Below are 26256 nucleotides of genomic sequence, written 5' to 3'. Positions count from 1 at the left end.
AAACAGGTGTTATCAGTAGTCAGGTGCAAAGTGGGTAAGAACGCTGACCATCTGACGATCCAGGTCATCGTGGCTCATAAACCCCCATGCAAGGGGTTGCCACTGGTGAGTTTTCGGGTCGACCAGAAATGTGGCCGGGAAGTGGGTGACACGCATTTTTTCAGCCTGTCCGCTGTCAGGGCGACTTTGCGGCAGCTGGTCACTGAGTTTACCGTCCACACTGACGGCCATCAGGTTGATCCCCCGATCTTCACAGAAAGCCCGTATCACCCCGGCCATCAGGTTGTCGACGGCATTGTTGCCACGGTAGAAAAAGAACAGGCCATAGCGCTGCGCCACCTGGCTGATAACCGCACTCTGAACCTTCTTCTCTTCAGTCAGGCGGGCTTCCACCGTACCGTTGTAATGGCTGCGCTTCACGTTGTAATCCAGCTCCGGATATTTCAGCCTGGCCAGTTTCGCCGTCTGGGTGAAGTCCGTTGCCCGGTCAGTCCAGAAGTTTTGCAGTGTCATAAAACGGCGGAAGTTCTCCGCAGAGGGATACAGAATGGCGGTGTCCAGCGCTTCACGGGTAGCCTGCTGGAGCACCTTTTTCTGCTCTGATGGCGTCATGCCAGCCAGACGTTCCCGTAGTGTCGGCGGCGACGCCGGTTCGGGCTCGGCCTCTTCAGCATTGGGGTTGTACCACTGCCATCCCTCTTCCCGGGCATACTCAGGTGCCAGCACATCCTCGGGAGCAGCATGCAGCGCTGCTGCCATCATCAGAGCAAGCGCACCGGCAATACATCTCATGGGGCGTTCTCCTTCATTTTTTCGGCGATGATGTCCTGCGCTTTTTTCAGCAACGCCTGGTCTTCCGGAATTTCACTGCCAGCATCAAGATCACTGTAAAAATCACTGAAGTTCATCACCCCAAAATCGAGGCGTTGCAGTTCATCCACCGTTATGCCACGACAGTCCGGAGACTTTCCGCTGCCGAAGCCAACGCCCAGTTGGTCACGACGTCCCTGCTCCTGGACAATACGGGCCAGTTTTGAATCAAACTGGCAGTAGCCGCGCTTTTTCTCGAGGCAGACGCCGAGGACTTTTTTACTGCAGTATTCCCCGACATAGACCGTCATCTTTTTCTCTTTAGCCTTGCCCAGCGCTTTCTCATCGCTGCTGCAACTCGACAGCCCCACATCCTGGCCCCATCCGGAATCCTTGCAGCAGTTATTGAAGCCCGCAGCCATCTTTTTGCAGGATTTGGCCTCGCCAGTGAATGCTCTGACGTTCTCCCCGTTCAGTTCCGCCACGTCTTCGCCTGCAGCAGCGACCGCGGCCAGCGCGGAGACGGCCTGACCAAACATATTGCTGGTTCCGGTCTGGCCCTGCGCGCAGCTGCCGTCCGTACAGAAAAACTCACCACCGCAAATCTGCCCGTTACCCGTTTTCTTCCGTTCACAGGAGTACGTCACCTGCTGACTCACACAAAAACCATCCACGGTATCTGCACACTGGCTGCGCGTCACCGTACAGGCGGAGTCCTTCATATACTCCCCGCAGGTTCCTTCTGTCTCGGTCTGGGTCAGGTAGGTGTCTTGCCATTTCCAGCAGTCCTGATGAATGCTGTAGGTTTTTCCCTCAACAACGACGGACCGGGTGCCTCCCGGCTCCACGCACTGAGAACCAGTCATGGCGCCTTCAGACTTGCTGAACGGGCAGCTTTCTGACCACTCTACCCGCGGCACCCATTCCCTGCTTTTTACCTGCATCACCAGCGTCAGCGTGAAACGAGAGTTGCCCCCGACGAACTGGTTAAAGATGACGTTATCCAGCGTACCGGTACAGCTGCCGTTCCCGCTGCAGCTTGTCCCGCTGAGAGTCTGTCCTTTGGTCAGCACCATCCCTGTCGCGCCTCCCAGTGCAATGGTGTCATTCCAGGTCAGATTGAACGTGGTATTCATAAAGCTGGCCCGGGAATTCCAGAGATAATTTTGGGTGGTCACGTTCAGGCTTGCACTGTGGATGATGCCGGCTTCAGGGGCTGCCACGCTGAACACAATCTGCTTTCCGGAACGGCTGAAATTAAAGGCGGTAAGGGTATAGGTTTTAACCTCTGTGGTTTCCTTCCAGTCGCCGACAATAGTCGCGGTGCGGGTGCAGTACTGCTCAATTTTCGTGTCCCGCAGACACTGATGTGTGGTGATTTCGGTAAAACTCGCAGGCTGGTCCACACATCCGTCAAAACCGCCGCCTGTAATGGTTTCCGCTTTCGCCTGCATATCCAGTCCCTCGGAAATAAACGGTGCATCAAGCGATGGTTTGTTGTTTGCAGGAGTATTAAGAATGGATTCCGTAATAGTTTTCCCGGCCTCAGAACTGTTTAACGCTGCAGAACCTGGGGATGTCATATCCACACCCGACGAGGTCACCCCACCGTAGTATCCGCTTTCAGAGGGGGATGTCGTGTAGCCCGGGATGACTTCAGCGGGCTTAAATCCCTGAATGGCATCAGCACCCTGCCCTTTGTTCGCTTTCCCCTGCTGCATACCCTGATTAAACTGCTCGTTAGCGATGAGCGGTTGCACCATAAAGACCGATGCCGTAGCAACCAGTAAAGGGAGTATCCTTTTCATTCAGCCTCCTCGCCCAGCAGGCTTTTCGCGGTCTGCGCACAGTCCCCCTCTTCTGCCACGCGCTTCAGCGCCTGATGCAGCGTGAGATCACCCTGAAGGCGGTCAACGTTATCGCCCTGATTTCCGCAGGCGACGATCAGTACCGGTACGGCGGTAATGTTGTACTTACGAAAGGTGGTTGGGTCTATCTGCACGCCTCCGGTATTGCTCTCTTTTACCAGACCAGCGACAGCATTCGCTGTGGCCCGCATGTCGCCGTTAACCATCCCCCGGATAACCACCGGAATATTGAGTGCTGCCGCGTCCTGAACGCGCTGTTTCAGTTCATCAGGGGGCATTGAGAATGAAACAAAAACCAGAGCAGCATCAACGGGGCGCTCACCGGGCTGCATGGATTGCCGGAATTGCTGTGCCTGAGCGTCGAGAAATGACTGATCCTGCGGTGCTACCGGACGTGCCTGCTTCAGGAAATCAGGAGTTTGCAGAGACTGAAATCGCTGACGATCCAGTCTGAGCTGTTCCTTGATAAACTGACGGTTTTCCGTGTGTTCAGTTGCCTGAGCCAGCCCTGTGGTCAACAGAGCGAGCAGGAAAATCAATACCTTGTTCACAAACATACTGTGCTCCTTACAGGAAAACGCAGTTGCGTTTACGCCAGAAGAGATACCCGAAATTTCGACGGTCATTAGGCATGTTTTTGCCGGTTTCCCAGCGTGTCACGCTGCGGCCCAGCGGATGACATTGCCCTGCATCAGGATATTTATTGACCAAGTGATAACGCCAGCGGCTTTTCGGAATGATGGGAGATGGATATTCAAAGCAAACCGCCGTATCAGCCCCAACGGAGTTCATGATCATGCCCTGCCGGTGCAGCTTGAATGCCATACGTTCACTGAGAAGCAGCGAGGTCTGCATCGGGCTGAATTCATTCGATACCCAGCCATTAAAGGGGTACATACTTCCCTGGCTACCGGCACACCAGAACAGGGGGTCCAGCGGCATATGCACCAGACTTGCGGCGGCATCAGCCGCACAGGCCGCCTGCGCAATCACGTTACCGAACAGAATGGCTTCAGGCTGGATAATCATGCTGAGAGAGCTGCTGTCCCACATCGGATCAAGTTCAGACAGATATCCAATGTCCATGTCTCCTCCCTGAAGACAGCCCATTGACGTGATGATATTGAGCCAGTACGTCAGCGGATATTTGTACCAGTGAACATGGTAGAACGCGCCGGGGTTGGCCCTGTTCTCCTGCCCGCCAGTCCCGGTACCGACATTACCCACGTTGATATTGAACCCGCCCAGATTCACCATGCAGTAAGGGGAACGGGTAACATCAGTCAGCGCCATAGGCTCCCAGTAGCCTATGGCCAGCCCCACACGGTAAAAAATTCCCATAGGACAAAACTGGATGGGCATGCCAGGATTCGGCGTATCCGGCTGACGTCCCTTTGCGACGGGCACATTGCCAATGGTTACCGGGAAAATGCACTCCCAGCAGACATCGGTGATCGGGTTTACAAAACGCCCCTCGCACTCAACGGAAGCGCTGGTAGTGGCAGCCTTGCTCACTGACGACCAGCTGAAAGCAAAAGCCATGAGTAACAAAATAAGTGACCTATTCATGGGCTTCTCCTGGACCAGGGAGGGCAAAAGTATCTACCCGAAGACGGCGTCGGTCTTCTGAGAGCGTCACCCGGGCAGGGATAGCCTTCAGTTCAAACTTCCTGCTTAGCGTGCCGTCCTGGTCAAAATAAATCCGCGTGTCCAGGGCTTTGGTCGCCTCACGGATATCGCCGTTGACCAGAATGACGCGGTAAGTCAATGTTCCGGGTTTCTGCGCTTTCATCCAGGACAGTTGTTGCGGATTATCTGCATCAATAAAATAGAGCGTGTCGGTGAACGGGACGGTATCCAGCGGGTTAATCACCTGCCCTTTACGGGCGAACACCCGCCCCTGATGGTCTTTCAGATCTTCACTAACCGTCAGCGACGGATCGATATAGTGCATGGTGTTCTCCTGCGCCAGCGTCAGTCCTTCAACCGGTTTAGGGCGTAGAGTGTTTTCAATAACACGCTGTTTGAATACTTCCTGCTCCCGGGCCATTTCACCACTGGCCTCCATTGCCTTCAGGCGTGTCTGGATGGTAGTAAGCATGTCCTGCTCAGCAATGGGGTACATTTCCCCCCATGTCCCCAGATTTTTTGCCTGTGCTACGCCGGAAATCAGCAACAGCGCCAGCAGCCCTTTTTTCATCAGTTGCCGCCTCCCGCCGCCATTCGGTGTGCCACCCCTGTCTGAATCTCATCAGTGATATCGCCCGCCCCGCTGACCACTGCGGGCGTAACCAGGATCAGTGCATCATGACGGACCTGCCAGTCCTGCAGCTCCGCATTAAGGTTGGTCATAAATCGTTCGGTAAGTGCCTTAGTCTGAGGCTCATCCAGTGACTGAGCGCCAGCCTGTTCAGTGAACTGATCCAGCGTTTTTTTCATATCAAATGACACCACAGTTGGCGTACGCCAGCTAATCAGCAACGACGTGACGGCAGCGTTAATACACAGGATGGTGGCGGCAACCAGCAGCAGGCTATGCAGACAGCGGCGCCTCTGGCGTTCACGTTGAGTCAGTGCCTTTCTGGCAGTTGTGGGTTTTGATTGCGTGTCGTTAACCTGTTGTTCCGTTTTCATGCGGCCTCCGCAAGCGCTTCCAGTTCGCGCATCTCATCAGGGAAGTTACGTTGTGCCAGCTGGTATACGGCGTCATGGATATCCATGTTCTGTTCCCGGCACTGGCGGATAAATTCGAAGTCATCACCCTTTGAACTGAACATCGCGCGACTCAGCGGATCGACAAAGAGACGATGGAAACTGCAGGTATCATTGATGCGCAGCATAAAGGAAGAGAACCACTGGTCTTTGGCATCACCGAACTTGCTGATAACACTGCGCTCCAGCTCGCTGAACTGGTTGGGACGGTTCTGGTTGTACTGTTTAAACTCAGACGCATCCTGTTTGAGGACAACCTTGAAGGCAGAGTTACCCCAGGCCGCTTTGGCCGCGCCGGAGGCATCATCGGCGTCAAAGTCTTTGATGTTCTGACTGATGGTGATGAACGCGCCACGGTGGCGGCGAACCGTACGGTAGCCGGTTTCAATGAACTGACCGACCTTCTCATTTTTAAAGTTGAGCAGCTTCCAGCCTTCGTCAATGGTGCAACATTTCTTCAGGCTGCGCGGCGTGCGGTACATTTTGTCTTCGATGTAGATGATGAGGGAAAACATCACCGCAACCAGCAGGTCAGGCTTGTCCTGCAGGCCCCCCAGCTCCAAGACGATAAAGCGGGCGTCATCGGTCAGTGACGGCTCGTCACTGTTAAAGTATTCGCCGTAAATTCCCCAGGAGCAGTACTTACCGAGCAGTTCGATAATTTCATCCAGCCGGTTGGTAATACCCGGCGAGTTCTGGTATTTATCATCCTCACGGATGGCCGTCAGCTTCTGGACTACGTGGTCAATTCGGGCCTTTTCCCTGTGCGCTTCCCAGGCCTCCTGAACCCCACGCAGCAGCAGACTGTGGTGAACTTCATCCAGCGTGCCGTTCGGGCTTGCCAGCACCGCCAGCTGATCACGGATACGTTCCCCGGACTCATTGATATTGGAAATGTTGGCAAACGGATTGAATTTGAGCGACTTGCCGTCAAGGTATGTACCACCCACGTTCTCGCAGAACGATTTGTAGCCATCCCCCATATCAAACACCCAGGCGATACCGCCGGAGTCCAGCACGCTGCGCAGGATAGGCTGTACCAGACCGGTCTTACCTGCACCTGATGTGCCGGTGACCGCCATGTTGTAGTTGGTGTTGCCCATCCCGTCCCCGTAGATATCGAGGAACGCTAGCTGATTGCGGTAGGACGGCGTCAACAATCCCCCCTGACACAGCCGGTTGTCGGCCACCACCGGCAGCAGATTCACGGCCTGGATACTCTCCGCCCGGCAGGTGGCTCCGCCCATTTTGATGTCTTCCCAGAGTCCTTCCGCATGAATGAAGGGGATCATCGCTATCCAGTTACGGAACTGCATATAAGTCGGGGAAAACAGGTCTATGCCGTTCTTCTTGAAAGTATTAATGACCTGCTGTTCGCAGACCAGCGCATCCTCATCCGTATCCGGACAGAACGTGGTGACGTTATAGTAATAGCGGACTATACAGGTCTGGTTACTGTTGAGATGTTCGCGGATCTCCTTCCACTCTTTAGCCTGTTTGGCCACGCCAGGGAAAAGAGTGGCATAGGGAGAGTTCGCTTTTTTCTCCCGGTCGAGGTACTTGCGCGTGGCTTCCCCCTGCGTCGCCACCTGGTCTTCGGCCTCCATCACCATCGTGATGACGAACGGACTGGCGATTGTCAGGTCGGGGCTGAGCAGGTTGGACAGGTTATCGCCGCCCATCCATAGCATGAACATATCCGGGTTGTTCTCCAGCATGAAGTTCATGGCCCGCGTGGAGGTCACTCTGCCCTGACGGTCGGCAAGGCTGATAAGGACATCATCCGGACGCACATCGATACCGATACGCTGGTCAACACAGCGCTGATGCAGCTCATCAAATTTGCCGACACGAACCTCATCCGGGTACAGCTGATCATGACGGGCATTCAGCATCCCGTGAACCAGCGTGGCTAGCTCCTGGTCATCGGCCGCCTGCGTGTAAATTTTTGCCGCATCCAGAGAGGAACGCAGCACTTTCAGGGTATGAGCGACTTCCGTCCTCACGGCAGCCGTCCGCTTCTTCGCCTTCACGCAGTAGGAGATATACAGGCGGTAGTCACGCAGGGTCAGCGGCAGACCGGTCGGGCTGTTGAACTGCTGCTGCGCCGCGCGCTGATAATATGCCCTGGTTATACGGTTAAATTTGTCAGCATGCTTTCCCTGCCAGCGGAACTCAGACAGGCCCCGGTCAAGCTGATCACCGATCAGCTTGCTGGACACCAGGTGGAATGATATTGGCGTCTTACGCGGCAGCTTGCTTTTGATGAGATCTTCCAGCACATACACAATCTGTTCGTTAGCGCCGATAAGGGGCTCTGCACGTAGCAGAAAGCCCACCGTACTGCGGTTCACAAACAGCCCACTGTCACGGTCATAGTCACGGTACGGCAGGACGCTGGTCAGCTGCGGGAAGTCCAGGCTGGCCAGATTGCGCGTCATCTCCGACGCGCCATCCGGCATCCGGAAGGCGTTCTGCAGATTTTCCAGTACGTTCAGAAACTTTTTCACCCGAACTCCTTAATTTACCCGGGACGGAAGAACCCAGTCGGCAGGGCTGACCACAAAGGACACCCGACCGGGCTGATGAAAGGCGTTATCGCTGTCTACCCAAGGTGCAATCCAGACCGTGGCTATCTGATCCTGGCTGCGTTGTGGATGCACCGATCCAGGATGGTCACAGCGCACGCTCTGACATGACGGTGCCGGTGTAACCACGGAGCCGATCGGACGGTAAGCCACTGATGACGGAGTGGTTGTGACCGGCGTTCCGGCAACCGGACGTGGCGTCAGTGTTGACGCTGCGGCGTTCGTGCTTATACCTGTTGCGGTGCCAGCTGATACTGCGGGTCTGTTGCTGGTTACCCGCGCACCGGAAGGGACATTGACGACGGTACGGGATGCTGACGGAACCGCCGCCGCAGAGGCGGCAGGAAGATTAACCAGGGAAGGCAGTCCGCCCGCAGCCGGCTTTCCCGCCTGTTTTGCCGCCTTGTCCCGGGCCAGTTGATTAGCCTTCGTCATGGTCATACAGGTATCAGACGTTGTGGCATCGCAGTCGAAACTGCTTTTGACACCTGCACAACCGGATAACAGCAGGGCACTGCCTGCCAGCAAAAGTGTGATTTTTTTCATCGCTGTTTCCTGAAAAATTATGCGCTGAAGGGTCTGGCTGGCTGCGAAAGCGCTGAGTAAATAAGCTGGATTTCAGCAGCCAGACAATAAGAGGCGTAATGCCAGTCATAATGGGCATTGGCTTCATCTATCAGACGAAGCGGCGAACTTCGAAGACTCTCGATCCGGGAAATACCGTCTTTCAGTTGCGTGTGCCATGCCATGGGTAAACGGGAATAACGCAGTACCCCTATGAGAGTTATCAGGCTGGCTACGCCACTGAAAAGGATGGAATCCGTTAACACGTAGCTCATGAACAACATCAGGGTGGCCAGGGCAAAAGCCCTTAGCTGCCTGGGCGAAAAATTATCATGGGTATACGCCACCCGAGCCCGGAGGATATCCAGGTGTTTAGCCCGGGCAATTAACTCCGGCCTGGTCAGGTCGCTGAAATCTCCCAGAAGTAATAAAGAAGCATCCATCACTTTTATTGACCTTCATCCCCTGGTTTCAGTGGATACCAGATGTTGCAGTTCTTACGGATAGCCTCCGCTATCCTCTCTCCGTCATTACCGGAATATCTTTCTTTGAGCTGGCTTACGTCAGACTTCGCCAGGAAAAACTGAGTGACCTGACTGAGTGTCATGGTTTTACCGCTGCCAGTTTTCCCCACGCCCATCACATTGGCTTTTCTGCTTCCCATCGTTCACCTCTGATAATTTTTTCCCGAATTTCCAGTACCCGCTGACACTCAGTGCAGGTACGCACGCCGGGTATCGCTTTCTGACGCCGTTCCTGAATACGGTTTCCACAACATTCACACCGGGTAAGGCTTTCACCTTTAACGCTCAACTGTTGCCTGACCGCCTGAATGTGCAGCCTGTTAATCTGGTCTTCCTGCTCCTGTAACTGGTCCAGTACGTCTGCCATCGCTCTTTCCTGTGTATGCTGCCCGGACACGCTACCGCCCATCCCTTTCTCGTCTTCCAGGGCACTAACTATTCCGGATTGTGTTGTTGCGGCCGGTTTCCCGGCCCGTTTACTGTGTGACGACCTGTCCGGTCGTTGGATCGACGGTGTCCCCTACCCTGAAGTCCTGCAGCTGCTTCAGCATGTCCGGCGTATTACCCGGCATGGCAGCAGGCGTTGATGAGGCAGAAGGTTGATTTTGTTTCTTACGTGCAGCAGCTTTCGCGCGCGCTTCCTCCAGTGTTTCGAGCTGGAAGCCGTCCTGGAAAACAAGCGTGACTTCATTGCCCGCGCCGATTGGAATGACCGGGTGGTACTGTTCGGCGCGTTTGATGTAGTAATCGGAGAGTGTTTTGGCGGCAGAACTGACACCACCGCCGAGCCCTGCCTGGCCGATATCGCCGGCGCTCATGCTGGCAGTTGCGCCGACACCCACGGTAGTGGAGGAGGCTTTCTCAATGCCCTTCCCTATCCCGTCCAGGAAGCCCGCGCCCCCCGCATACAGCAGGATCTGGCCATTACGCATAACTACTTCGCCCTTGATACCGTTCTTGCCCATAAAGGACACATGACCGGCAATTTTCTGGTCGATGTTGTCATCACCCAGCTTGCAGCTGATTGAGCGGGTCCGAACGATGGCACGTTCACTGGAAACATCCCCCCATGCCTCCAGGGTCACAAAGCAACCAGTCAGATCGAACTCTTCATCGTTAGGCATCTGAACTTTGCCGGTGAGGCGCAGCTGCATCGGGGCGGTATTTTTATCGCCGGTAACGGACGCATTGGCATCTGCCCCTTCAACGACGATTGCTTCAGCAAAACTGCCGGAGGAAATCCACGGGAAACGGGGCTTTTGCGGCCCGGTATCCGGAGGACTGAATTTCTGACTATCCATCATTCCCGGACGCTGAACGGCGGCCATAACCGGTGCGGCCGGGGCCTGTCCGCCTCCTGCTGGCCAGAAACTTGTCGGAGGAGGAACATTACCAGCGGGTACAGGTTTCCCCTGAGAGGCCAGCGCTCCCGGCAGGGGTTCGGCACTGAGGGAGTCAAAATTCTTCCCGGCCTCAAGCTGCGTCTGCAGTAACTGGTTCTGGTCTTCCAGCTCACGAATGCGATCCTGACTGCCTTTAAGATCGCGACTGACAAGCCCCATTTCAGTACGCAGTTTTTTAATCTCTGTCTGCGTTTCCTTATTAAGCCGCTGGGCTTCCGCAATGGCAGAACGCTGAACTTTGTTATCAAAGGACTGATTGACCACCCCGGTCATATCCGGCGCGGGTTCTCCTTTTGGCGCTTTGGCGGGCGGCGCTTTCTTCAGATTCATCTCTGAGACCATCCATGTCCCGGCACCGCCAGCACCAATCCCCAGAACAAGGGCTATAAGCAGGGCAACCTGACGACGGCGGACGACTTTGTTAACGTTGGCCATCTTCACCCTCCCCGTTTTCACGGATAACGGTGACGGTCATTCTTCCTCCGCCCATCAGAGTCTGTGCGTTGTTATCAAACATTACGGCACGAACACCAGGTTTCCAGAAGTCCTGCTCCCACAGCGCCACACCCCAGGTATTGGCATTACGCAGTTCATAACGATCGGCACGCAGCTGGTCGCCCGCCCAGGCTTTCAGGGGGGTAACAGAAAAACCACCGGAGAGACGAATACCGTCAGAAAGAGGTTTCACTTCACCGTAGCCATCAGGTATGTCACCCGTCAGCACGGCACGGTTAAGGCTGATTAGCAGCTTTTCATAAGCCTGAGCGGTTTCCCATTTACGGGTTTCAGGCCGTGAGGGCGGTTCAGCGCTCATCAGTCGATAGACGCGACCTTCACTTTTTACGGGCGTGGCCACGACAGAGAAGGTCTGGCCCAGCGCTGTTTCTACAAAAATAGTGAAAGTACGGGTGGCCACCGAAGTGAACAGCACACCTCCGGCCGTTGTCAGCCGCTTGTCTGCCAGCATTCCACCAGGCGCTGTGATGGCGGTGACTTTGTCACCCGGGATAAAAATCATGTTGGGATCGGTATTGCTGATACTCAGCCGGAACTGCCCGCCCTGTGGGAGGCTGATCGTGGCAGGTGACTGTGCCTGGGCAGCCGGGGGCACAACGACCATCATGGCTGTACCAAACAATAACGCCGGAAGGTTATTTTTCATTGGTCACCTCATAGAACCGGCCGATACGGGTAAAGCCTCCGGTATACTTCAGACGAAGCCGGTAGGTTTTTATTTCCGTGGAAGGCTTAGAGTTACCAATCCACATTTTCAGCACGCCACGAACATCGATTCGGCCGTCAACGGGATAGACATTGATTTCTGTGGTGTAGAACGTGGAATTCACATCATTGGCTTTAATCTGTGCTGCCTCTTCCTGGAGTACTTTTTTAAATTCCTCCCGGGCCTCTGGTTCGACAAAAGACATCAGAAAAGCGTGGTTGGAATCGACCGTTTCAGGCGAGACATTGAGACGCAGGGCCAGAAAGGACAGCGTCATCATCCGGAAATACTCGGTATCAGCTTTAGTTTCGGATACCACAAAAGGCGCGTTGTAGGTCATCGGTGTGACGACTGTACGTTGCTCGTGGATGAGTGCTCTGTTGGTCACAGCCAGCCATGCCACGGCAAAGCCCAGAATAAAGACCAGTGTCGTGAGCGACAGAATAATAATGGCAATAATTTTGGTGGATGAATTACGAGCGCTAATTTCCATAATATGGCCCTGCGGTAATTTATTTTATCCATTTCCTGAAACTGGAATCGGGAATAACGCGGTAGACAACCCGGAATAATTCAGTGGGCAAATACCAGTAACACCAGTTGTATAACCAGCGGGAACTCTTTCCGCGTTTCGCCGCCCTGATCAGTTGCCAGATAACTGCCGCAATAATCAGACTGAATAAATATTTCTTGGTGAAAAATCCCCACAGCAAAACAACCGCTGCGGGGATAGCTTCATCAAGGGGCAGTCCAATAATACGGTTCTGCTCTGACAGGGTTTTCGGGAAACGGTATTTGTCTAAATCGTTTCCCTCCATATCAGTTGATGAAGGTAAGACCGACGGTAGTGAAGACGATAACCACAACCAGGCCCAGCAGGATCAACAGATTTTTGGTGCGGATATACATCGCCACACCGACAATCAGTTCGGCGATGATGATACACATCATGACGAATGAGTCGGCACCGAAGGTGGCTTTCACATCATCCTTGCCCCCGGCCAGCAGGTCGGTTGCATTGGCCATCTGTCCCACACCGAGTAACAGTAGCGGAGACAGCGCAGCCAGACGGGACAGCGCTTTTTTAGTGGTCACACCACGCCATGCCATCTGGCAGTACTGCCATGCACGGTTTTTTACAGACGCGGGGAGGCCGCCTTTTGATAAGGATAAATTCATAGAAACTCCATTTATATTATTTACAAAACAACCCAGAGCGGTATTGACGGGTTAAGTCAATCCGGCACAGGACCATTAACCACAAAAAAAATGATTCTGTAGCGGAGTCACTCTTTCAACCCTAATGCCTCCTCAATAATAAGAACTGCCGTCTTTTGTACTGGCCTGGCATTTTTTTTGGCTTTCTTTCTTAGCTCCTCATAAACAACACCATCCAGATAAAGTCGGATAAATTTCCCTGCTGGACGTGGTTTCAGGGGGGTGTCTTGAATCATTTCAAATGCTCCGCTAAATCATAAAAACTACGTATATGATGACGTGAAAAAACAGGGGCTGTCCAATTGGAAATAAAACTATTTTCGAGGCGCTCAACATCTTGATTTAAATATAGAAAGGACGAAAACACGAAAAGTCTTACAACCGCATTTTGATCTAAATCAACAGGAAAAACGTGATATAAATCACATCACGTTTTTCCCGAAAAGAGGCGAGTTACTCCTCTGGCTGAAGCTCTATTCTGAGTTCAAGAAAGGAGTGCAGAGCAAGTCGTGTGATGTACAAAGTCTTAAGGGCTTCATTGGAAGGTGCGCTATATTGTTCACACAATTCCTTAAGGGTCTTATAGACTGCCTGTGTGGTCGTATGTCTGTAATCAGAAATTTCTCTAATAGCCATTCCAAAAGCAAAAAGAGTAAATACTTCAATTTTGACATCATTAATTTCAGGAAAGATCTTGCGTAAAATTTCCATACGGATAGGATCGATGATAACCATCGTAACCTCCTGTTAAAAGTACTTGGGTTATTGGTGGCCAGCGGTGACAGGGGGGGGCCAACCCCTGCCATCGCGACAAAAGCAAATCAATTAAATAAACGCATTCTTCTCCCTGGGAATAATTGATTTACCTTAAATCGAATATACAACATCACAGATCGACGCTCAATAAATACCAAAGTTACGCATTAATTTATGATTAAGCTCACAAAAAACACTCTCAAATTAAAATGCAAAGCAAAAGCTTATAAAGAAATATCGCGAGTAGCTCGGGAAGGTATAGAAGATCAGATTGGATTGCTCCTGGCGATGTATGCGAATTTTCCTGCAAGAGAGCTATGAGAGAAAGTTGTGTTAGATAAAGGCTAATAGCCAGATAGCCCTTCATTCTGAAAATCAATTATGACCGACAGAAAGTGTTCATTACTTAAATGATACCTGGCTATCTAACCTATCAACAGAAGAATAGAAAATTTCAGAGGCACCGAACTTAGTTGTCCCAAACAGCTATCCATTCAGACTCAACCTCATGAATGATAATACTCAGATGGTTATTTCAGCGTGTAACATTACAACCCTACCAGCTAAGCAATACAGCATTCAGTAAATCCTCCTGTACAAGGATATGGGCAGGAGGCAACATAAATAAACTGTAGGCTTAGTCCGTTTCTTCCTCTTCAGGAAAGAAAATACTTACCTGGTCTTCTGCAAATTTTGCTATGGATCTTTTGATGACTTCATTATCAAAGTTACCATTGCTTATAACTTCATGACTTAGTGCGCCCATCTTCATTATCTCTGAACACATTGCCCGGACTCTGGCCATGTTATCCAACATGATCTTGTTATACTCCATCTGGTTAAAGCCACCTTCCTTTTTCTCTCTCTGAATCCGGTATACTCTGAGGCCGAGGTCAACGAGCATTGAAGTAACTGACGATACAGTGGCATCATGTTCCGTTGCGCCTTCCTGCCTCCTTTCTGTAACCAGAGATTCAATTTCTTCACGAACCTGATTGCTGACAAAAGTTTGTATACGTGGCATCGTTGATCCTTCTGAAACCAATAATCATGATTAATTTGAAATATTACCTGAATACTTTTATCCATAGTATAAGGCGAGTATACCATTAAAATAAACAGAGTATAGATGCGAGTATGTAAGGTTGTTAAACAAGAGTGTACTCGCGAGTACACTCTATCTAACAAGCTGAATTTATTGAAATACTCTAATAAGAGTATGCCCTGCACTCTAATTAGAGTGTCATTAGAGTATGATTATACTCTTAATTACGGGATTGATTCTAAAATGCTGCATAAAAATAACTGCAACCGCATGTTTTTAAAGACTTATCATGCAAGATGAAATCTTGCGAGGTGTGTAGGACTTTGATGTTAAGGAGCAGGCATATGAAAATTAGCGGGCCGGGCAGGATTCAGTATTAACGGGCATTGCCGTTTTTGTTAGAAAATGGCACTCTTGCATAGGGAAAGATAACAATGGAATTTTGCAGATGAAGAACGTTCTGCTTGTTGGATTACTCGCGCTTACCTCTCCGGTCATTGCTCAGGACTGTTTTGAAATGGCGGGAAGGGATTACCATATTGAACCTAATTTATTACGGGCAATCTCTTTCAGAGAGTCATCATGGCGGCCTGATGCAATGAATATTGTCAGTAATGAAAGTTACGCCGTCGGAATGATGCAAATTCACTCGCAGAATTTTTCACATCTGGCTCAGTATGGTATCACGCCTGGTAATCTTTACAGAGATCCCTGCATGAATATCTATACTGGAGCTTATTATCTCGCAATTGCTTTTAAGCGCTGGGGATACTCCTGGCGGGCAGTCGGTGCTTATAACTCAGGTTTTCGTGAAACCGAGGAACAGGAAAGGAAACGCCAGAAGTACGCACAGGAAATTCAGGCAATTTATGTGGACATCAAGAAAAATGCACCACCAGAGTGACGCATTTACTATCAATCAATAGCGTGAAATATTAATTCCCTTTCGGGATGTTGAATAAGGCTGATATAATCCTTCAGGGCATCCTGGCGAGCGACAAGATGTTTGCAGACTATGGCGTATTCAGGCCCCATATCAGCTACCTGCCACGACAACCAGTTCATTATCATTAATGTCGCAATAATTCCGGCAACATCGGCACTGATCTCTGATTCAAAATAATTTCCAGGAATGCACATGTCATAACGTTGTTCTCCAGCAGGTGCGATATACCCGGTTTGAGTTGTAGTGAAGATAATTCCGTTCGGAGCCACATTACCGCCGACATCCTGTGGAATAATCCAGTAATTCCAGAAACCGCCATCATAATTAGAATGCTGCCGTAACCAGCTGGCGATCATATTGTCAGCTGACGGTGTAAAAATAGTGCAGGGATAAAATCAAGTCGTTCATCACCATCTGTTACACAATAGCGCTGAAACTTATCTATTTTAAATTGTTCGGCTGATTCACGAGTGGCGGTTTTGACGTTAATGGTGTGCATTCAGGTTTCTCCTTTATGAATTATTAAATCGTTCGACTTCATCACTGAGCGGCGAAGGGCAATGCGCAGCTGGCAGGAAGGAAATAAAGGGGCGCGAAGCGTTTATATACCCCTTTATTTCCTTCCTGACTGATGCTAAAAGCAGCCCTCCGCGAATTGATGAAGTCGGGCGACATACACACCAGGAGAATACACACAATCCGTAACGGAAAATCGGCGCAAGACGAATTACCGTTACGGTCATTAAAGTGGCGGGAATTTATTACCGCCACGGTTAAAGCGGTGCATCCTTTAAGGATGCAGCAAGCATGAATTTGAATTTGCGTCAGGATGGAAGCCCGAAGGGCGGAGACGGTTTACCGGCTCCGTTCACGACAGCCGTGTCCCGCCAGGGACGACGCCCGGGCCGTTATATGTTTTATTGCTTACAAAAGATAAATACCGAAAGAGATAAACAGAGACAAATTAATAATACTGAAGAGATAAACCCGCGAAGGAATAATGCGGGCGGCGCGTAGCGCAGCCGGTATTATCTGGCACCGCAGGTGCGCGGCTTTTTCCCGCATTCGGGCAGGTGATCCCCTGCCCGTCCGGTGATTTACGCTGCCTCCTGTATTCCGCGCATAAAGTCCCGCATAGCCCTGAACCGGTGCAGGTCTGCCAGCCGTTTTTCAAAGTCATTGATGTAATACACGGGCGTATACCTCACCCGGTTAAACTGCATCTTGAGCGTATTACCCGTCACCACTTCCGCGGCAATCCCCAGCAGTGACAGCTGGATGAAGGCCATATCTGCCGCCACCGGATCGATATCGATGCAACTGCCGAACATGTGCATGGAAGGATTGATATCAGCCTCAAGCAGGCACTCCGCATACGCAATCAGCATCCCGGCGGCACCACAGGCCGGGTCGCTGACCGTGGCTATCCCTTCCCGGCGTATGGTGTCCCTGACGCCAGGCATCAGCATCCGGGCCATCAGGCACTGTACTGAATAAGGGGTGAAATACTGCCCGCGAAAGTTATCGCCGAGTTCAAGTTCCATAAAAATGGTGCCGAGAAAATCATGAAATTTCTCCTCCAGCGCATTTACCATCAGGCAGAACATCTCCTGCATGTTCACAATATCTGACGCCTCGTACCGCGCACAGATTTTCCGGCAGTGTTCCATTCTCTCCGGCGTTCTTATCCGGGCCATATCCAGTTCACTGGCGGCGAGTGACAGAAAATCACTGAACACTTCCCTGCGCCCCAGCTGGCGGCCTGTGGATCTAAACACGCTGATAAAGCGGCTGCGGCTGTACTGCGCACTCATCAGCCGCTGAACAGAGGGATATGATTCGCTACCCGGCTGCGTGTCCTGGGTACTAATTTTACTGCCTGCGCTCTCTCTGGCCATATTGAAGACATCGGCAAAGCTCAGTTGTGACATGAAAGTATCTCCGGTAATGCCGCCCCCACAGGGGGCGGCAGGTTTCACATCACGCGAGGCCGAGGCCAGCGTATACAACGGTCATAAACTGCTGCCAGTATTTCAGCTTTAAGGCTGGAACACGGGCGCGTTTACCACTGCGCAGGGCATTTACAAACACGTTCGCCTGTGCGACGATTTGCGGGTCAAATTGCATGGTTTAATCTCCATGTTGTTTTTGCGTATGCCGGATGCAAACTTTTGCGGGTGTGTCATCCGGCATGGAATAAGCAGGCTTATGCCTGCTTTTTTCATTTCTGGCTCTTGTCTGATACCTCCTTAACGCGGGCCAGAATTTCCGCGTGGTCAAGGTTGCTGTAGTCACGCATCCGGTAATAACGGATACCGATCCGTGCATATATTTCGGTCACGTTTCCACAGATCATTTCTGCCAGCATGAAGGTTTCACACTCACCGTTCTCACTGCTACGCCAGTTCATCGGGTACATCAGCCCCAGCGCATCATGGAATGCGTGTACGTCGATTTCAGTGGGGACTCTCACCGCTGCTTTCTCACGGCTCAGCCAGTACGCCCGCTCAGCCTCAGCGGTGGCCTGCATTCCAGGAAGAGCCGAGGATTCAGTCAGGTATAAAAGCATCGTGTTCTCCTTCTTTGGTTGATGGCGACATCCCCTGCCGCCGTGGGTGACGCTGATTAACAAACTTCAACTTCCCGCATTGCCTGAGCAAAATTAATGTTGTTGCGAAGGTCATTTCGGGCGATTTCCCACGCCTCACGCCCGATCACTCCGTATAAGCGGATGGTATGATTTTTAGCCTGTAATCACGGCTGCACGACATGAAACGAAACCAGTGGATATGAACGTTCCCAACACAGCACGCCTTCCTTGTGAACGTTGTCACTCATCAGGCTGAGAAGGCGCAGGACTTCCTCTGCCTCGTCCTTCTCGCTCAACTGGAGATTCCAGACCTGGCAAAGCTCAGCCAGGTACGAACGTTGTTCTGCGATAACACAGGCCAGACGCGCTTTTGGGTCTGAACCCCATCTTTCGGAAGATTCTTTGGTGGCGGTTTTGACGTTGACGTTTTGTGTGTTCATCCTGCTTTTCCTCTTGTCTGGTGGTTAATCCATCTCTCGGTGAGTTCCCTGGCGGCAAAGGGCAAAGGAGCAACGGCGGGGCGGCAGGAGAAGGGCGGAGACAAAAGTATTTGCGGTCCTTCGCAAAAAGTTTTGGCGGAATTCATTTCACCCTTCGGATGACGACACGACGGTGCTACGACAGGCCCCCCGCCCGGGGACTTAACGGGAGAGGGTTCACCAGAGGTATGAGGAGAGGATGAACACACCTGACACGGCGGAACGGCGTGGCGTCATCGGACTGTCGGCAGTTTTACCGCCGACAGGGTGAAGCGGCGCGTCCGTTTACGGATGCAGCAAGCGCAGGGGTTGACGTTGCGTCAGGATGGAAGCCCGAAGGGCGGAGACGGTTTACCGGCTCCGTTCACGACAGCCGTGTCCCGTCAGGGACGACGCCCGTGTATGGTCGAACCGGTGATGCCAGCCAGCTCATTAGCCAGACCTGCCAGCGTATACCGTTTTTATCCAGCACATCAGCCCGCTGCAGCAGGCTGTTAACCAGAAAGGTATCCAGTACCGGCATTCTGTGCAGACATTTAATTCGTTGTCCGCTGGCAGACTGGAGCAACAGCATCCAGTGGTCACAGACTTCGCCGGGGCTGGTCAGCATGAACCAGTGCCTGCCATGCGGTGGAATATACCGTAGGCAGACGGGCCATACGCCACCGTATTCAGTGTGATTCTCGGGTGAAACCACCCAGCCCTCCGGCAAAAGCAATTCCCTCGCCACCGCCTGCGTCAGTATCTGACGAGATGACCAGCCATTTGAGCGAAACTGCTCATAATCCTCCGGCGTCATGGCAACCAGCGCCGATAATGTCAGTCCTTTATTCAGAATCAGCCTCCTTTTATAGCTGCAGACTACGATTGCTCTCCGACCTCTGTAGCCCCGAAGATTTACATGGGATAATAACTAAACTCACCGATGAGACTTCCCTCGATAATAGTCCGGTCGCGCCGCCAGTTCCCGCCCGATGAGTTCATCAGCAAACAGCGGCGCAATTCTGTTAACGCGACGCGCCAGATTCCGTCGGCGGGTGGCCGCCTTACGCTCGTAGCTCCAGCGCCTGATGGGCCGTTCATACAGAAAATCAACGCAGACAGCATATCCGGCTCCGGCCACCCACAGTGACATCACGGACTCAGGGGCGGGCTTCCCTGCCTCCACCACTTCTGACGCCAGCTCATGTTCACCGGGACAGGGACCGGGACGCTTCCAGCGCAGTGAGTAACGCCACTTCATACCTGGCTCCGCGCTGTCAGCTTGTTGGGTACCATCCAGCGCTCCAGTTGCCGGACAGATTCCGGGCTTTCTTTTGCGAGGGCATCAGATTCGACCATCACACTCCAGAAAGGCTGGTTCGCCATCATCCAGCGCTCCATTGGCTCAAGTGACGGGAAACGCTCGCTCCAGCGCCAGAACATATCCTTCAGGTCGTACTGGCGCAGTTCAGTACCCGACCAGCGCGCGCTCCAGCTGCTGACCGTTTCCGATGTATGGAATGCCAGCTCTATTTCCGCCTGCCCCGCCAGCGCCTGGTACGCGGATTCGCGCTGGAACGCCTCTTTCCGGCGCTGGCGGGTGTATTTTTCGGCGCTCAGTTCACTTTTCCTGCGACGACGCTCTGACGTCTGAAACTTCGTTTCCGGGAACAGTCGCCAGCCGTCCGACACCGACAGGGGTAACCAGCAACATGCGCCACGGCTTTCAATCAGCCGATCAATCGCTGCCAGCCAGTCCTGCTTTTTCCCCCGCAGGTTCTGTGCCGTCATCCCCGGAGAAAACCAGCCGATATCTTTTACCGTGACACTTTTGCTGCCGTTCAGGATGCGGAAGAAGGCATGGGCGTAGGCAAACTCAGCAATATGAACGCCACGCTCATATTTCTTCTCCACCTCTGCGATGGCCTGCATTGCAGCACGACGCTCATGACTCAGGGGTACCAGTGACAAACTCGCCGGGATCATTGTGCGCCCTCCATCGCCAGAACACTGATAATGCTGGCCTGACTGTAGCCATCGGCATCGAGGCGCGCTGTCAGGCTGAGTGTGTGAGAAATAACCTCCGGCGACCAGGCAGGCAGGGTGCTGATAACAGAAAACGGGCGACCGCTGGCAGGAATGAACACCACCATCCATGACTGGGTGATGTCGCCGGGACTGCATACGGCGATATGGAAGTTGCCGTGCGACGGCGTGAAGCGAACCTGTACCGGAAAAAAGCCACCGAACTCACTCCGGTATTCACCATTCATGTCCCAGTCAGCCGGGCAGGTCAGATCGCGCATGACTGCATGGGTCAGTTCGCGGCGCAAATCTTCACCCGCTTCGCGCCAGTCTTCAAATTCCTGGGGGATCATGGTTTTCAGTACGTCGGGAGTAATAATGTTTCGCATAATGGTCTCCTTATCGCCGCCCCGGAGGGCGGCGTTTCCGTTATCAGGCTGCGTGTGCCGTATGGTCATCAGAGTCTGTCGCCTTACCCTCAGCGACATCAGGTTGCGCATCAGGTGACCGCATCCAGGCAGGAACCCAGCGCGTACCGGAGAGCCATTGTTCAGCATGGCTGGCGGCATCTCCCTTCTTCATGTTCCCGGCATCTGACGCAGCGCCTGACAGTCCGGCATCTTTCAGCGCCTCCACAATCTGGTTCTTACTGAGCAGACCGAGGAAGTTTTCTGCCGTTGGCTGCCACCAGTCGCGAAGGTGGAACCCGAGCGCCGTTTCCACGCCATCGAGGTCGCTCTGTGTGGTATGCCCCATTGTCCGGATCTGCACCCCGTCCACCGAACAGGCCGTGCAGAACACCATCAGACTCATCAAAGTCTGTCCGTCGAGCGTAAAGAAGATGGTGAAATCCTTCTTCCAGCCCTCCGGCAACAGCGCCTCCAGACGGGCTTTCTCCTGCATCAGACTCAGCCATGCCTGACCACTCTTTCCGGTCGGCGCTTCGCTGGTCAGCCCACTGTGATGCACCTCAAGACGCATCACGAACGGATGACGGGTAGTATTGCAGTAATCGAAAACACAACTGCACAGTCGCCATACCATCAGGGCCACCGCTTTTTCGGGCTGCTGTACCAGGGCGGCCTGTACTGCCAGCGTTCTTTCTGAAGACATCTTTTTGAGCAGCGGGGCGCTGATCCCCTCCGTCACATCCGACTTGCTGCTGACCACATGGAGGGAGCCGCTACTGCCATTCTCTCCCTGCCCTTCTTTCGTCTCGTTCTGAAGCTTCTTCTGCACCCCTCGCTGGACACAAAGCTCACCGTCGTACAGGCTGACCACCACGCCACAGGCTGATTTCTGCTCCGGTGTCCACGCCCGGATCGATGCCGCATTTTCAATTTCGTCAATCAGCACCTGAATCGCGGCTTCATCTTCAAACGTTTCCGTGGCCTCCTGAGTGGCGTACAGTTCATCAAGACGCTGCTGCTCGTCAGTGGTGTACTGTGCTTCCTGCTCTGGTAACAGCAGATAATGTTCGCGGTCGTCACCGTAGTTTCTGACCGCTCCCTCCCGGGCCAGTGACCATGACCATCCTTCCTGCTGTTCGATTGCCAGTGCGGTGGACTCCAGCTTCTCCTGCACCAGTCGCTCGACCAGCACACCGTCTGCCGTACCGTCACCCTCCTGGGCGCTGAACAAATCCTCACGTACCACGCCACCTGCAGACTCATACATCTCACGCCCGATAAACACGAAGCGGGAGTGGTTCACGCTGATTTCGGTATCAGTGACAGCGCGTTTAAGCATGTGCGCAGGGGCATAGCTGTGCTGCGCCTTCACGCACTGGTAAATATCTACCTGACGCACGGGATCGTTCTCCAGACTCAGCGCCTGACACTGCTCCACGTCGAGCTTGTTCTCTGCCAGCAGGGCGATAAGTTCCGGGGCAAGGTTCGCCAGTTTCAGCATCCGCTGGACGTGACGCGAGCTATACCCCAGCTGGTCACCAATCTGCGCCGGAGTCTTCCCCTGCTCAGACAACGTGCGGAACCCGCTGATCTGCTCTGCCGGATGCATTGCCACTCGCTGGTTGTTCTCCACCATCGAGGCCACCACCGCCAGTTCGTCGCTGACGCGCTTGACGATGACCATATACCCGACATCGATGCGCTTTTCACTCAGCAGCAGTTGCAGGGCTGCGAGACGACGACCACCTGCCGCCACGCCTGACAGGCCACCCGGCAACGAGTGGACCACAAGATTTTGGATCAGGCCGATAGCAAGAATGGTGTCAGCCAGGTCGCGTACGCTCTCCACCGGATACGGGATGGTACGGACGTTCAGCGGGGATTTGACGAGCGCCGACAACGGCACCATTTCAATCTGAGCGGCCTCAAGCGCCGCCTTAAGGGCTGCGGCTTCGGCAGGTTTGACTACTTTTTTGCTGGTTTTAGCGGGGGTTTTTGCTTTAGACTCGGTTACTGACATAGTTGATACCTCACTGGATATTGATGACTGTCCGGCCCTGCGGAGTTGCTGCTCCGGCAGGGCACCTTTTTACTGCTGTTTACGGATGCCGTAGTCGCGGATATAACGGTTCATCAGGTACTCACCACCCGGCTCAAAATTCCATACCCGCCACACCATTTCGCCGTTCTTCCGAACCACCAGGCGAAAGTGCGTTCCCTGATCGTCTTCAATCCTGACATTCTGATACTGCGCTGCGACCGCTTCAGCCTGTTCGCGGGTGAATGTGCCGTCAGGCAGTGACTGAAGGGGCGGTATAACGTTGCTGATCATGTGTTTCTCCTTTTCCTGCCCCGCAGGTTGCGGGGCGTTTTCATCATGCTGGTCAAAACGGGGCAACATCATCCATCGGCGGATAATCGTCCGGTAACGGCTGCGGCGCCTGCTGAGACGGCGCGGTACTCTGACGGGGTTTTCTGCCACCCTTCGCTTTCGGGGATTTTTCAGGGGAGCCAGCAGGTTGTGCCGGAGCGGCAGGACTCTGCGGTTGTGCGGGTTGCTGCGGAGCCGTGTTCTGTGGCTGACCGCCGTCACGACGACCGCCCAGCATCTGCATGGTGCCGTTCTGTCCGACGACGATTTCAGTGACATAGCGCGTTACGCCGCTGTCGTCCTGCCAGTTTCGGGTACGTAACTGGCCTTCGACGTACACCTGAGCGCCCTTGCGCAGATACTCACTGGCCACTTCCGCGAGCTTGCCAAACAGTACCACGCGATGCCATTCGGTGTTTTCGCGCATCTCTCCGGTCTGTTTATCGCGCCAGGACTCCGAAGTGGCGAGGCTGAGATTAGCGACCGCGCCGCCATTGGGCATATAACGGATTTCCGGGTCCTGGCCCAAATTACCCACGATGATGACTTTGTTGATGCCGCGTACTGTCATGATGAATCTCCTTCCGGTTGTTTTGCTTTTAAAAACCATCACCCGTTGAGTTGCCGGGGCCGCGGTTTTGACGTTTTGCGGGGACCTGCTGAACGCGCCCGCTGGTTGTTACCTTCACCCGTTTGAGAGCCGTTCGCCGCAAGGGCGTAAACCAGCGCGGGCGATGGCGGATGTCCAGGGCGCGGTTTACCGCGTGCCATTTACCCTGGACAGCTGACAGCGACTGTGCTTGTCTCAGCCCCGACGAAAGGACTCAAAAGGGTGAAAAAACCAAGCAAGGAATGAGCAGGAACCCGCCGCAACGACGGAAAGTGCGGGCGCGAAACGGCGTTGCGCCTTACAGCCCGGCGTCAGTTTGCCGGGGTGCAGAAAGCGCAGGATACGGCGCGTAAAAGGGGCGGCGCATCCGGAACGGATGCTGCAAGCCCTAGTGTTGCGTCATGGGATGGAAGCCCGAAGGGCGGAGACGGTTTACCGGCTCCGTTCACGACAGCCCGCCCGGACGCCCGCAGTGAAAACGGGAACAGGCAGAAAACAGAAAACGGGAGAATAAGAATGGATTACATGCGGCTTACGAGATGGCTGACGATTATCCGGCGTGATACCAGCCTGGAACATCAGGAGCGGAAATACTTTTCTTTTCTGTACTGCGCAACGCAGTACCAGGCCGAAGCCAGGAAAGCAAAAACGGTGATCAGCACTCTTAATTCGTCACCCGGCTCCTTTCCCTTCAGCATCAACGTTATGATGATGCCGGCAACGATAATCCATGCAACGCCACTCCAGAGGCGCAGTTTGTCCGCCAGGACATTCATCAGGATAAAAGCAACGGCCAGGATAGCTCCCCAAAGAGCCGGTACAGGCAGAAACGGAATAAACAACAGGTTAATACCGGTTTAAAGGGTAACGGCTGCAAACATCAGAGACATACGCATCAAATTTCCTCCCTAGACACACTGACTTTAAGAATCACTTCTGCTGCTCATCTTCGGGTTTATTATATTCGGGCGCATTTGCGCGCGGCAGCTGCTGACTGTTCTGCCGATGAACTTCAAGCCGTTCACGGAAATACTGGCGAAGATGTTCAGGCTGCTCCCGTTCAGCCAGTTCCGGCACCACGGGCTTGTTCATCCGTTCCTGCCAGGCAACAGCGGCGGTCGCTTTATCGACCGATACTTTGTCCTGCTCGTCTTTTGAGAAAGAGGCAATATTCAACTTCGACATATGCATCACCGGTCTGCTTTACAGGAAGATATCCCGGATAATACGCGCATTCCCGGGCAACAGCGACTGACAACGGAGAAGAGAGTGCGCGGCGCCGGAGGCGCGGCGAAGTTTCTCTCCGGCAGGCGCAGCCTGCCCGGGTTTTCGCGCGGGCTGACAGGCGCCCTCTGGCCCGGACTCCTGCCATCATGCTTACTGGCCGTATCCGTCCTGTCGTATAAACTGGCCGCAAAGGTAAACAGCGCTCTGACAGGTCATGTAGTAACATATTTCGTCGTTCACCTGTTCTGTCCGGAGCGCCGACTGTCCATTCTCACGGCGGCGGGCATTAATAAGCGCTTTGTACTGTCGCAGGATCTCGCGGGTTTCCGGTGCAAGTTTCATCTGTTTTCTCCCTGACCGGCGGGTTTCCCCGCCGGACATTAATCAGTTGCTGAAGACATAGCCGTCATGGAACACATAGCCGCTGCTGAACAGGTCACGCGCCCAGGCTTCAAAATCGAAATAGCTGCGCAGCGGCTCCGGCACTTCATTTAACAGGCCGTTGTCCTCAACCATCTCCCGCGCATAGTCCTCCTCGCTTTCCGCCTCGCCTCGGTACGCATCATCAAACGCGTCATAGTCACACTCGCCGGTATACTCCGCCCAGGCGATAAAAGCGGCTTCCCTGCCCTCTTCTTCGGCGCGTTTGTAAGCGGCGATAAAATCCCAGTCAATGGAGCATTCAGAGGCAAACTGTGACGGTATGCCTTCCCAGTCCTGGAACATAAACTCGGCATCCCATTCATCGGCATGCAGCGACTGACAGGCCTCGTAAAAATCCTCCCTGCCGTCAAACTCCGTCAGATCAAACCATTTGCCGAAAATGCTGCCGCAGTTGTATTTATGGTAGGTGCCCACGTAAACAGCCGGTGTGGTGGTCGTAGTGCTCATAAAAAATCCTCCATA

At 53.3% G+C, this 26256-nt stretch carries 35 protein-coding genes and 2 pseudogenes; 2 read left to right on the top strand and 35 right to left on the bottom strand.

Annotation, left to right across the window (positions count from 1 at the left end; translation table 11 throughout):
• Nucleotides 1-12: 12 nt before the first annotated feature.
• The 19 genes from traF to traM form a co-directional block, all read right to left on the bottom strand.
• The gene (traF, locus tag RIN69_RS22805) at nt 13-792 is read right to left on the bottom strand and encodes a type-F conjugative transfer system pilin assembly protein TraF (RefSeq protein ID WP_313857992.1); all 780 of its coding nucleotides are present in this window, start codon (nt 790-792) and stop codon (nt 13-15) included.
• Entirely contained in the window at nt 789-2618 is a 1830-nt protein-coding gene (gene traN, locus RIN69_RS22800; RefSeq protein ID WP_313857991.1) for a type-F conjugative transfer system mating-pair stabilization protein TraN, read from the bottom strand. Before traN ends, traF begins: the two co-directional genes overlap by 4 nt.
• On the bottom strand, nt 2615-3235 hold the full coding sequence (gene trbC / locus RIN69_RS22795) for a type-F conjugative transfer system pilin assembly protein TrbC (protein WP_390902562.1): 621 nt from the start codon (nt 3233-3235) through the stop codon (nt 2615-2617). Before trbC ends, traN begins: the two co-directional genes overlap by 4 nt.
• A gap of 10 nt (nt 3236-3245) precedes the next feature.
• Nucleotides 3246-4247, bottom strand: a complete 1002-nt coding sequence (gene traU / locus RIN69_RS22790) for a conjugal transfer pilus assembly protein TraU (protein WP_088545127.1) — start codon at nt 4245-4247, stop codon at nt 3246-3248.
• A complete protein-coding gene (gene traW, locus RIN69_RS22785; protein ID WP_313857990.1) occupies nt 4240-4878 on the bottom strand; it encodes a type-F conjugative transfer system protein TraW in 639 nt (212 codons plus the stop codon). The genes traU and traW overlap by 8 nt, the downstream gene beginning before the upstream one ends.
• Complete coding sequence (gene trbI, locus RIN69_RS22780; protein ID WP_313857989.1) at nt 4878-5312, bottom strand: type-F conjugative transfer system protein TrbI; 435 nt, start codon at nt 5310-5312, stop codon at nt 4878-4880. Before trbI ends, traW begins: the two co-directional genes overlap by 1 nt.
• Nucleotides 5309-7900 carry a type IV secretion system protein TraC gene (traC, locus tag RIN69_RS22775; RefSeq protein WP_313857988.1) on the bottom strand — a complete coding sequence of 864 codons (2592 nt, stop codon included), beginning with the start codon at nt 7898-7900 and terminating at the stop codon, nt 5309-5311. Before traC ends, trbI begins: the two co-directional genes overlap by 4 nt.
• Before the next feature lie 9 nt (nt 7901-7909).
• Nucleotides 7910-8524 carry a type IV conjugative transfer system lipoprotein TraV gene (gene traV / locus RIN69_RS22770; protein WP_313857986.1) on the bottom strand — a complete coding sequence of 205 codons (615 nt, stop codon included), beginning with the start codon at nt 8522-8524 and terminating at the stop codon, nt 7910-7912.
• A 17-nt stretch (nt 8525-8541) separates the two neighbouring features.
• A complete protein-coding gene (locus RIN69_RS22765; protein ID WP_313858015.1) occupies nt 8542-8985 on the bottom strand; it encodes a hypothetical protein in 444 nt (147 codons plus the stop codon).
• 5 nt (nt 8986-8990) lie between these two features.
• Nucleotides 8991-9206 (bottom strand): Clp protease, encoded by a 216-nt coding sequence (locus tag RIN69_RS22760; RefSeq protein WP_313857985.1) that lies wholly within the window; start codon nt 9204-9206, stop codon nt 8991-8993.
• Complete coding sequence (locus tag RIN69_RS22755) at nt 9182-9433, bottom strand: TraR/DksA C4-type zinc finger protein (protein ID WP_313857984.1); 252 nt, start codon at nt 9431-9433, stop codon at nt 9182-9184. Before RIN69_RS22755 ends, RIN69_RS22760 begins: the two co-directional genes overlap by 25 nt.
• 109 nt (nt 9434-9542) lie before the next feature.
• A complete protein-coding gene (gene traB, locus RIN69_RS22750; protein ID WP_313857983.1) occupies nt 9543-10904 on the bottom strand; it encodes an F-type conjugal transfer pilus assembly protein TraB in 1362 nt (453 codons plus the stop codon).
• On the bottom strand, nt 10891-11631 hold the full coding sequence (traK, locus tag RIN69_RS22745; RefSeq protein ID WP_313857981.1) for a type-F conjugative transfer system secretin TraK: 741 nt from the start codon (nt 11629-11631) through the stop codon (nt 10891-10893). The genes traB and traK overlap by 14 nt, the downstream gene beginning before the upstream one ends.
• Nucleotides 11621-12184, bottom strand: coding sequence for a type IV conjugative transfer system protein TraE (gene traE, locus RIN69_RS22740; protein WP_042005176.1), 564 nt, complete (start codon nt 12182-12184; stop codon nt 11621-11623). The genes traK and traE overlap by 11 nt, the downstream gene beginning before the upstream one ends.
• Before the next feature lie 19 nt (nt 12185-12203).
• Nucleotides 12204-12509, bottom strand: coding sequence for a type IV conjugative transfer system protein TraL (traL, locus tag RIN69_RS22735; RefSeq protein WP_000398849.1), 306 nt, complete (start codon nt 12507-12509; stop codon nt 12204-12206).
• A gap of 1 nt (nt 12510) precedes the next feature.
• Nucleotides 12511-12870, bottom strand: coding sequence for a type IV conjugative transfer system pilin TraA (gene traA, locus RIN69_RS22730; protein WP_045912004.1), 360 nt, complete (start codon nt 12868-12870; stop codon nt 12511-12513).
• Nucleotides 12871-12977: 107 nt separating this feature from the next.
• Entirely contained in the window at nt 12978-13145 is a 168-nt protein-coding gene (locus tag RIN69_RS22725; RefSeq protein ID WP_001525695.1) for a hypothetical protein, read from the bottom strand.
• A gap of 217 nt (nt 13146-13362) precedes the next feature.
• Nucleotides 13363-13644 (bottom strand): hypothetical protein, encoded by a 282-nt coding sequence (locus RIN69_RS22720; protein ID WP_042005174.1) that lies wholly within the window; start codon nt 13642-13644, stop codon nt 13363-13365.
• 658 nt (nt 13645-14302) lie between these two features.
• Nucleotides 14303-14689 (bottom strand): conjugal transfer relaxosome DNA-binding protein TraM, encoded by a 387-nt coding sequence (traM, locus tag RIN69_RS22715; protein WP_313857980.1) that lies wholly within the window; start codon nt 14687-14689, stop codon nt 14303-14305.
• A 469-nt stretch (nt 14690-15158) separates the two neighbouring features.
• Here traM and RIN69_RS22710 point away from each other — a divergent pair, with 469 nt between their 5' ends.
• Nucleotides 15159-15614 (top strand): transglycosylase SLT domain-containing protein, encoded by a 456-nt coding sequence (locus RIN69_RS22710; RefSeq protein WP_313857979.1) that lies wholly within the window; start codon nt 15159-15161, stop codon nt 15612-15614.
• Between the two features lie 11 nt (nt 15615-15625).
• On the opposite strand, the pseudogene RIN69_RS22705 reads toward RIN69_RS22710, so the two are convergent.
• The 12 genes and pseudogenes from RIN69_RS22705 to ssb form a co-directional block, all read right to left on the bottom strand.
• Nucleotides 15626-16155 (bottom strand): annotated as a pseudogene (locus RIN69_RS22705) (antirestriction protein).
• Between the two features lie 598 nt (nt 16156-16753).
• Nucleotides 16754-17587 (bottom strand): N-6 DNA methylase, encoded by an 834-nt coding sequence (locus RIN69_RS22700; protein ID WP_313858014.1) that lies wholly within the window; start codon nt 17585-17587, stop codon nt 16754-16756.
• Between the two features lie 49 nt (nt 17588-17636).
• Nucleotides 17637-17783 carry a succinate dehydrogenase flavoprotein subunit gene (locus RIN69_RS22695; protein ID WP_313857978.1) on the bottom strand — a complete coding sequence of 49 codons (147 nt, stop codon included), beginning with the start codon at nt 17781-17783 and terminating at the stop codon, nt 17637-17639.
• 94 nt (nt 17784-17877) lie between these two features.
• Nucleotides 17878-18225, bottom strand: coding sequence for a hypothetical protein (locus RIN69_RS22690; protein ID WP_313857977.1), 348 nt, complete (start codon nt 18223-18225; stop codon nt 17878-17880).
• A gap of 185 nt (nt 18226-18410) precedes the next feature.
• Nucleotides 18411-18686, bottom strand: a complete 276-nt coding sequence (locus RIN69_RS22685) for a hypothetical protein (protein WP_313857976.1) — start codon at nt 18684-18686, stop codon at nt 18411-18413.
• A gap of 403 nt (nt 18687-19089) precedes the next feature.
• Nucleotides 19090-19524, bottom strand: a complete 435-nt coding sequence (locus RIN69_RS22680) for a conjugation system SOS inhibitor PsiB family protein (RefSeq protein WP_313857975.1) — start codon at nt 19522-19524, stop codon at nt 19090-19092.
• A gap of 120 nt (nt 19525-19644) precedes the next feature.
• Nucleotides 19645-19968 (bottom strand): theronine dehydrogenase, encoded by a 324-nt coding sequence (locus RIN69_RS22675; RefSeq protein ID WP_313857974.1) that lies wholly within the window; start codon nt 19966-19968, stop codon nt 19645-19647.
• Nucleotides 19965-20693, bottom strand: coding sequence for a plasmid SOS inhibition protein A (locus tag RIN69_RS22670; protein ID WP_313857973.1), 729 nt, complete (start codon nt 20691-20693; stop codon nt 19965-19967). Before RIN69_RS22670 ends, RIN69_RS22675 begins: the two co-directional genes overlap by 4 nt.
• Entirely contained in the window at nt 20690-21124 is a 435-nt protein-coding gene (gene psiB, locus RIN69_RS22665) for a conjugation system SOS inhibitor PsiB (protein WP_313858013.1), read from the bottom strand. The genes RIN69_RS22670 and psiB overlap by 4 nt, the downstream gene beginning before the upstream one ends.
• Nucleotides 21125-21164: 40 nt before the next feature.
• Nucleotides 21165-23162, bottom strand: a complete 1998-nt coding sequence (locus RIN69_RS22660; protein ID WP_313857972.1) for a ParB/RepB/Spo0J family partition protein — start codon at nt 23160-23162, stop codon at nt 21165-21167.
• Nucleotides 23163-23231: 69 nt separating this feature from the next.
• A complete protein-coding gene (locus RIN69_RS22655; protein ID WP_253076416.1) occupies nt 23232-23474 on the bottom strand; it encodes a DUF905 domain-containing protein in 243 nt (80 codons plus the stop codon).
• A gap of 52 nt (nt 23475-23526) precedes the next feature.
• Nucleotides 23527-24084: a single-stranded DNA-binding protein gene (gene ssb / locus RIN69_RS22650; protein ID WP_313857971.1), complete on the bottom strand. Its 558-nt coding sequence runs from the start codon at nt 24082-24084 to the stop codon at nt 23527-23529.
• Between the two features lie 281 nt (nt 24085-24365).
• On the opposite strand from ssb, the pseudogene RIN69_RS22640 reads away from it, so the two are divergent.
• Nucleotides 24366-24584 (top strand): annotated as a pseudogene (locus RIN69_RS22640) (hypothetical protein); the annotation flags it as partial.
• Between the two features lie 117 nt (nt 24585-24701).
• Here the strand turns inward: RIN69_RS22640 and RIN69_RS22635 are convergent.
• The 4 genes from RIN69_RS22635 to RIN69_RS22620 form a co-directional block, all read right to left on the bottom strand.
• Nucleotides 24702-24974, bottom strand: a complete 273-nt coding sequence (locus RIN69_RS22635) for a hypothetical protein (protein WP_313858011.1) — start codon at nt 24972-24974, stop codon at nt 24702-24704.
• A 79-nt stretch (nt 24975-25053) separates the two neighbouring features.
• Complete coding sequence (locus tag RIN69_RS22630) at nt 25054-25308, bottom strand: DNA polymerase III subunit theta (protein ID WP_313857970.1); 255 nt, start codon at nt 25306-25308, stop codon at nt 25054-25056.
• A gap of 192 nt (nt 25309-25500) precedes the next feature.
• Nucleotides 25501-25692, bottom strand: a complete 192-nt coding sequence (locus RIN69_RS22625) for a hypothetical protein (protein WP_313857969.1) — start codon at nt 25690-25692, stop codon at nt 25501-25503.
• 42 nt (nt 25693-25734) lie between these two features.
• Nucleotides 25735-26241: an antirestriction protein ArdA gene (locus tag RIN69_RS22620; protein WP_313857968.1), complete on the bottom strand. Its 507-nt coding sequence runs from the start codon at nt 26239-26241 to the stop codon at nt 25735-25737.
• Nucleotides 26242-26256: the final 15 nt, after the last annotated feature.

The organism is Winslowiella toletana, assembly GCF_032164335.1.
Classification (GTDB): domain Bacteria; phylum Pseudomonadota; class Gammaproteobacteria; order Enterobacterales; family Enterobacteriaceae; genus Erwinia; species Erwinia toletana_A.
This window is presented reverse-complemented; position numbering and strand designations above follow the sequence as displayed.

Coding starts and splice junctions, on each gene's coding strand:
- traF (WP_313857992.1), bottom strand. CDS start 792: ATGAGATGTATTGCCGGTGCGCTTGCTCTGATGATGGCAGCAGCGCTG.
- traN (WP_313857991.1), bottom strand. CDS start 2,618: ATGAAAAGGATACTCCCTTTACTGGTTGCTACGGCATCGGTCTTTATG.
- trbC (WP_390902562.1), bottom strand. CDS start 3,235: ATGTTTGTGAACAAGGTATTGATTTTCCTGCTCGCTCTGTTGACCACA.
- traU (WP_088545127.1), bottom strand. CDS start 4,247: ATGAATAGGTCACTTATTTTGTTACTCATGGCTTTTGCTTTCAGCTGG.
- traW (WP_313857990.1), bottom strand. CDS start 4,878: ATGAAAAAAGGGCTGCTGGCGCTGTTGCTGATTTCCGGCGTAGCACAG.
- trbI (WP_313857989.1), bottom strand. CDS start 5,312: ATGAAAACGGAACAACAGGTTAACGACACGCAATCAAAACCCACAACT.
- traV (WP_313857986.1), bottom strand. CDS start 8,524: ATGAAAAAAATCACACTTTTGCTGGCAGGCAGTGCCCTGCTGTTATCC.
- RIN69_RS22765 (WP_313858015.1), bottom strand. CDS start 8,985: ATGGATGCTTCTTTATTACTTCTGGGAGATTTCAGCGACCTGACCAGG.
- RIN69_RS22760 (WP_313857985.1), bottom strand. CDS start 9,206: ATGGGAAGCAGAAAAGCCAATGTGATGGGCGTGGGGAAAACTGGCAGC.
- RIN69_RS22755 (WP_313857984.1), bottom strand. CDS start 9,433: ATGGCAGACGTACTGGACCAGTTACAGGAGCAGGAAGACCAGATTAAC.
- traB (WP_313857983.1), bottom strand. CDS start 10,904: ATGGCCAACGTTAACAAAGTCGTCCGCCGTCGTCAGGTTGCCCTGCTT.
- traK (WP_313857981.1), bottom strand. CDS start 11,631: ATGAAAAATAACCTTCCGGCGTTATTGTTTGGTACAGCCATGATGGTC.
- traE (WP_042005176.1), bottom strand. CDS start 12,184: ATGGAAATTAGCGCTCGTAATTCATCCACCAAAATTATTGCCATTATT.
- traL (WP_000398849.1), bottom strand. CDS start 12,509: ATGGAGGGAAACGATTTAGACAAATACCGTTTCCCGAAAACCCTGTCA.
- traA (WP_045912004.1), bottom strand. CDS start 12,870: ATGAATTTATCCTTATCAAAAGGCGGCCTCCCCGCGTCTGTAAAAAAC.
- RIN69_RS22725 (WP_001525695.1), bottom strand. CDS start 13,145: ATGATTCAAGACACCCCCCTGAAACCACGTCCAGCAGGGAAATTTATC.
- RIN69_RS22720 (WP_042005174.1), bottom strand. CDS start 13,644: ATGGTTATCATCGATCCTATCCGTATGGAAATTTTACGCAAGATCTTT.
- traM (WP_313857980.1), bottom strand. CDS start 14,689: ATGCCACGTATACAAACTTTTGTCAGCAATCAGGTTCGTGAAGAAATT.
- RIN69_RS22710 (WP_313857979.1), top strand. CDS start 15,159: ATGAAGAACGTTCTGCTTGTTGGATTACTCGCGCTTACCTCTCCGGTC.
- RIN69_RS22700 (WP_313858014.1), bottom strand. CDS start 17,587: ATGTCACAACTGAGCTTTGCCGATGTCTTCAATATGGCCAGAGAGAGC.
- RIN69_RS22695 (WP_313857978.1), bottom strand. CDS start 17,783: ATGCAATTTGACCCGCAAATCGTCGCACAGGCGAACGTGTTTGTAAAT.
- RIN69_RS22690 (WP_313857977.1), bottom strand. CDS start 18,225: ATGCTTTTATACCTGACTGAATCCTCGGCTCTTCCTGGAATGCAGGCC.
- RIN69_RS22685 (WP_313857976.1), bottom strand. CDS start 18,686: ATGAACACACAAAACGTCAACGTCAAAACCGCCACCAAAGAATCTTCC.
- RIN69_RS22680 (WP_313857975.1), bottom strand. CDS start 19,524: ATGACGCCGGAGGATTATGAGCAGTTTCGCTCAAATGGCTGGTCATCT.
- RIN69_RS22675 (WP_313857974.1), bottom strand. CDS start 19,968: ATGAAGTGGCGTTACTCACTGCGCTGGAAGCGTCCCGGTCCCTGTCCC.
- RIN69_RS22670 (WP_313857973.1), bottom strand. CDS start 20,693: ATGATCCCGGCGAGTTTGTCACTGGTACCCCTGAGTCATGAGCGTCGT.
- RIN69_RS22660 (WP_313857972.1), bottom strand. CDS start 23,162: ATGTCAGTAACCGAGTCTAAAGCAAAAACCCCCGCTAAAACCAGCAAA.
- RIN69_RS22655 (WP_253076416.1), bottom strand. CDS start 23,474: ATGATCAGCAACGTTATACCGCCCCTTCAGTCACTGCCTGACGGCACA.
- ssb (WP_313857971.1), bottom strand. CDS start 24,084: ATGACAGTACGCGGCATCAACAAAGTCATCATCGTGGGTAATTTGGGC.
- RIN69_RS22630 (WP_313857970.1), bottom strand. CDS start 25,308: ATGTCGAAGTTGAATATTGCCTCTTTCTCAAAAGACGAGCAGGACAAA.
- RIN69_RS22625 (WP_313857969.1), bottom strand. CDS start 25,692: ATGAAACTTGCACCGGAAACCCGCGAGATCCTGCGACAGTACAAAGCG.
- RIN69_RS22620 (WP_313857968.1), bottom strand. CDS start 26,241: ATGAGCACTACGACCACCACACCGGCTGTTTACGTGGGCACCTACCAT.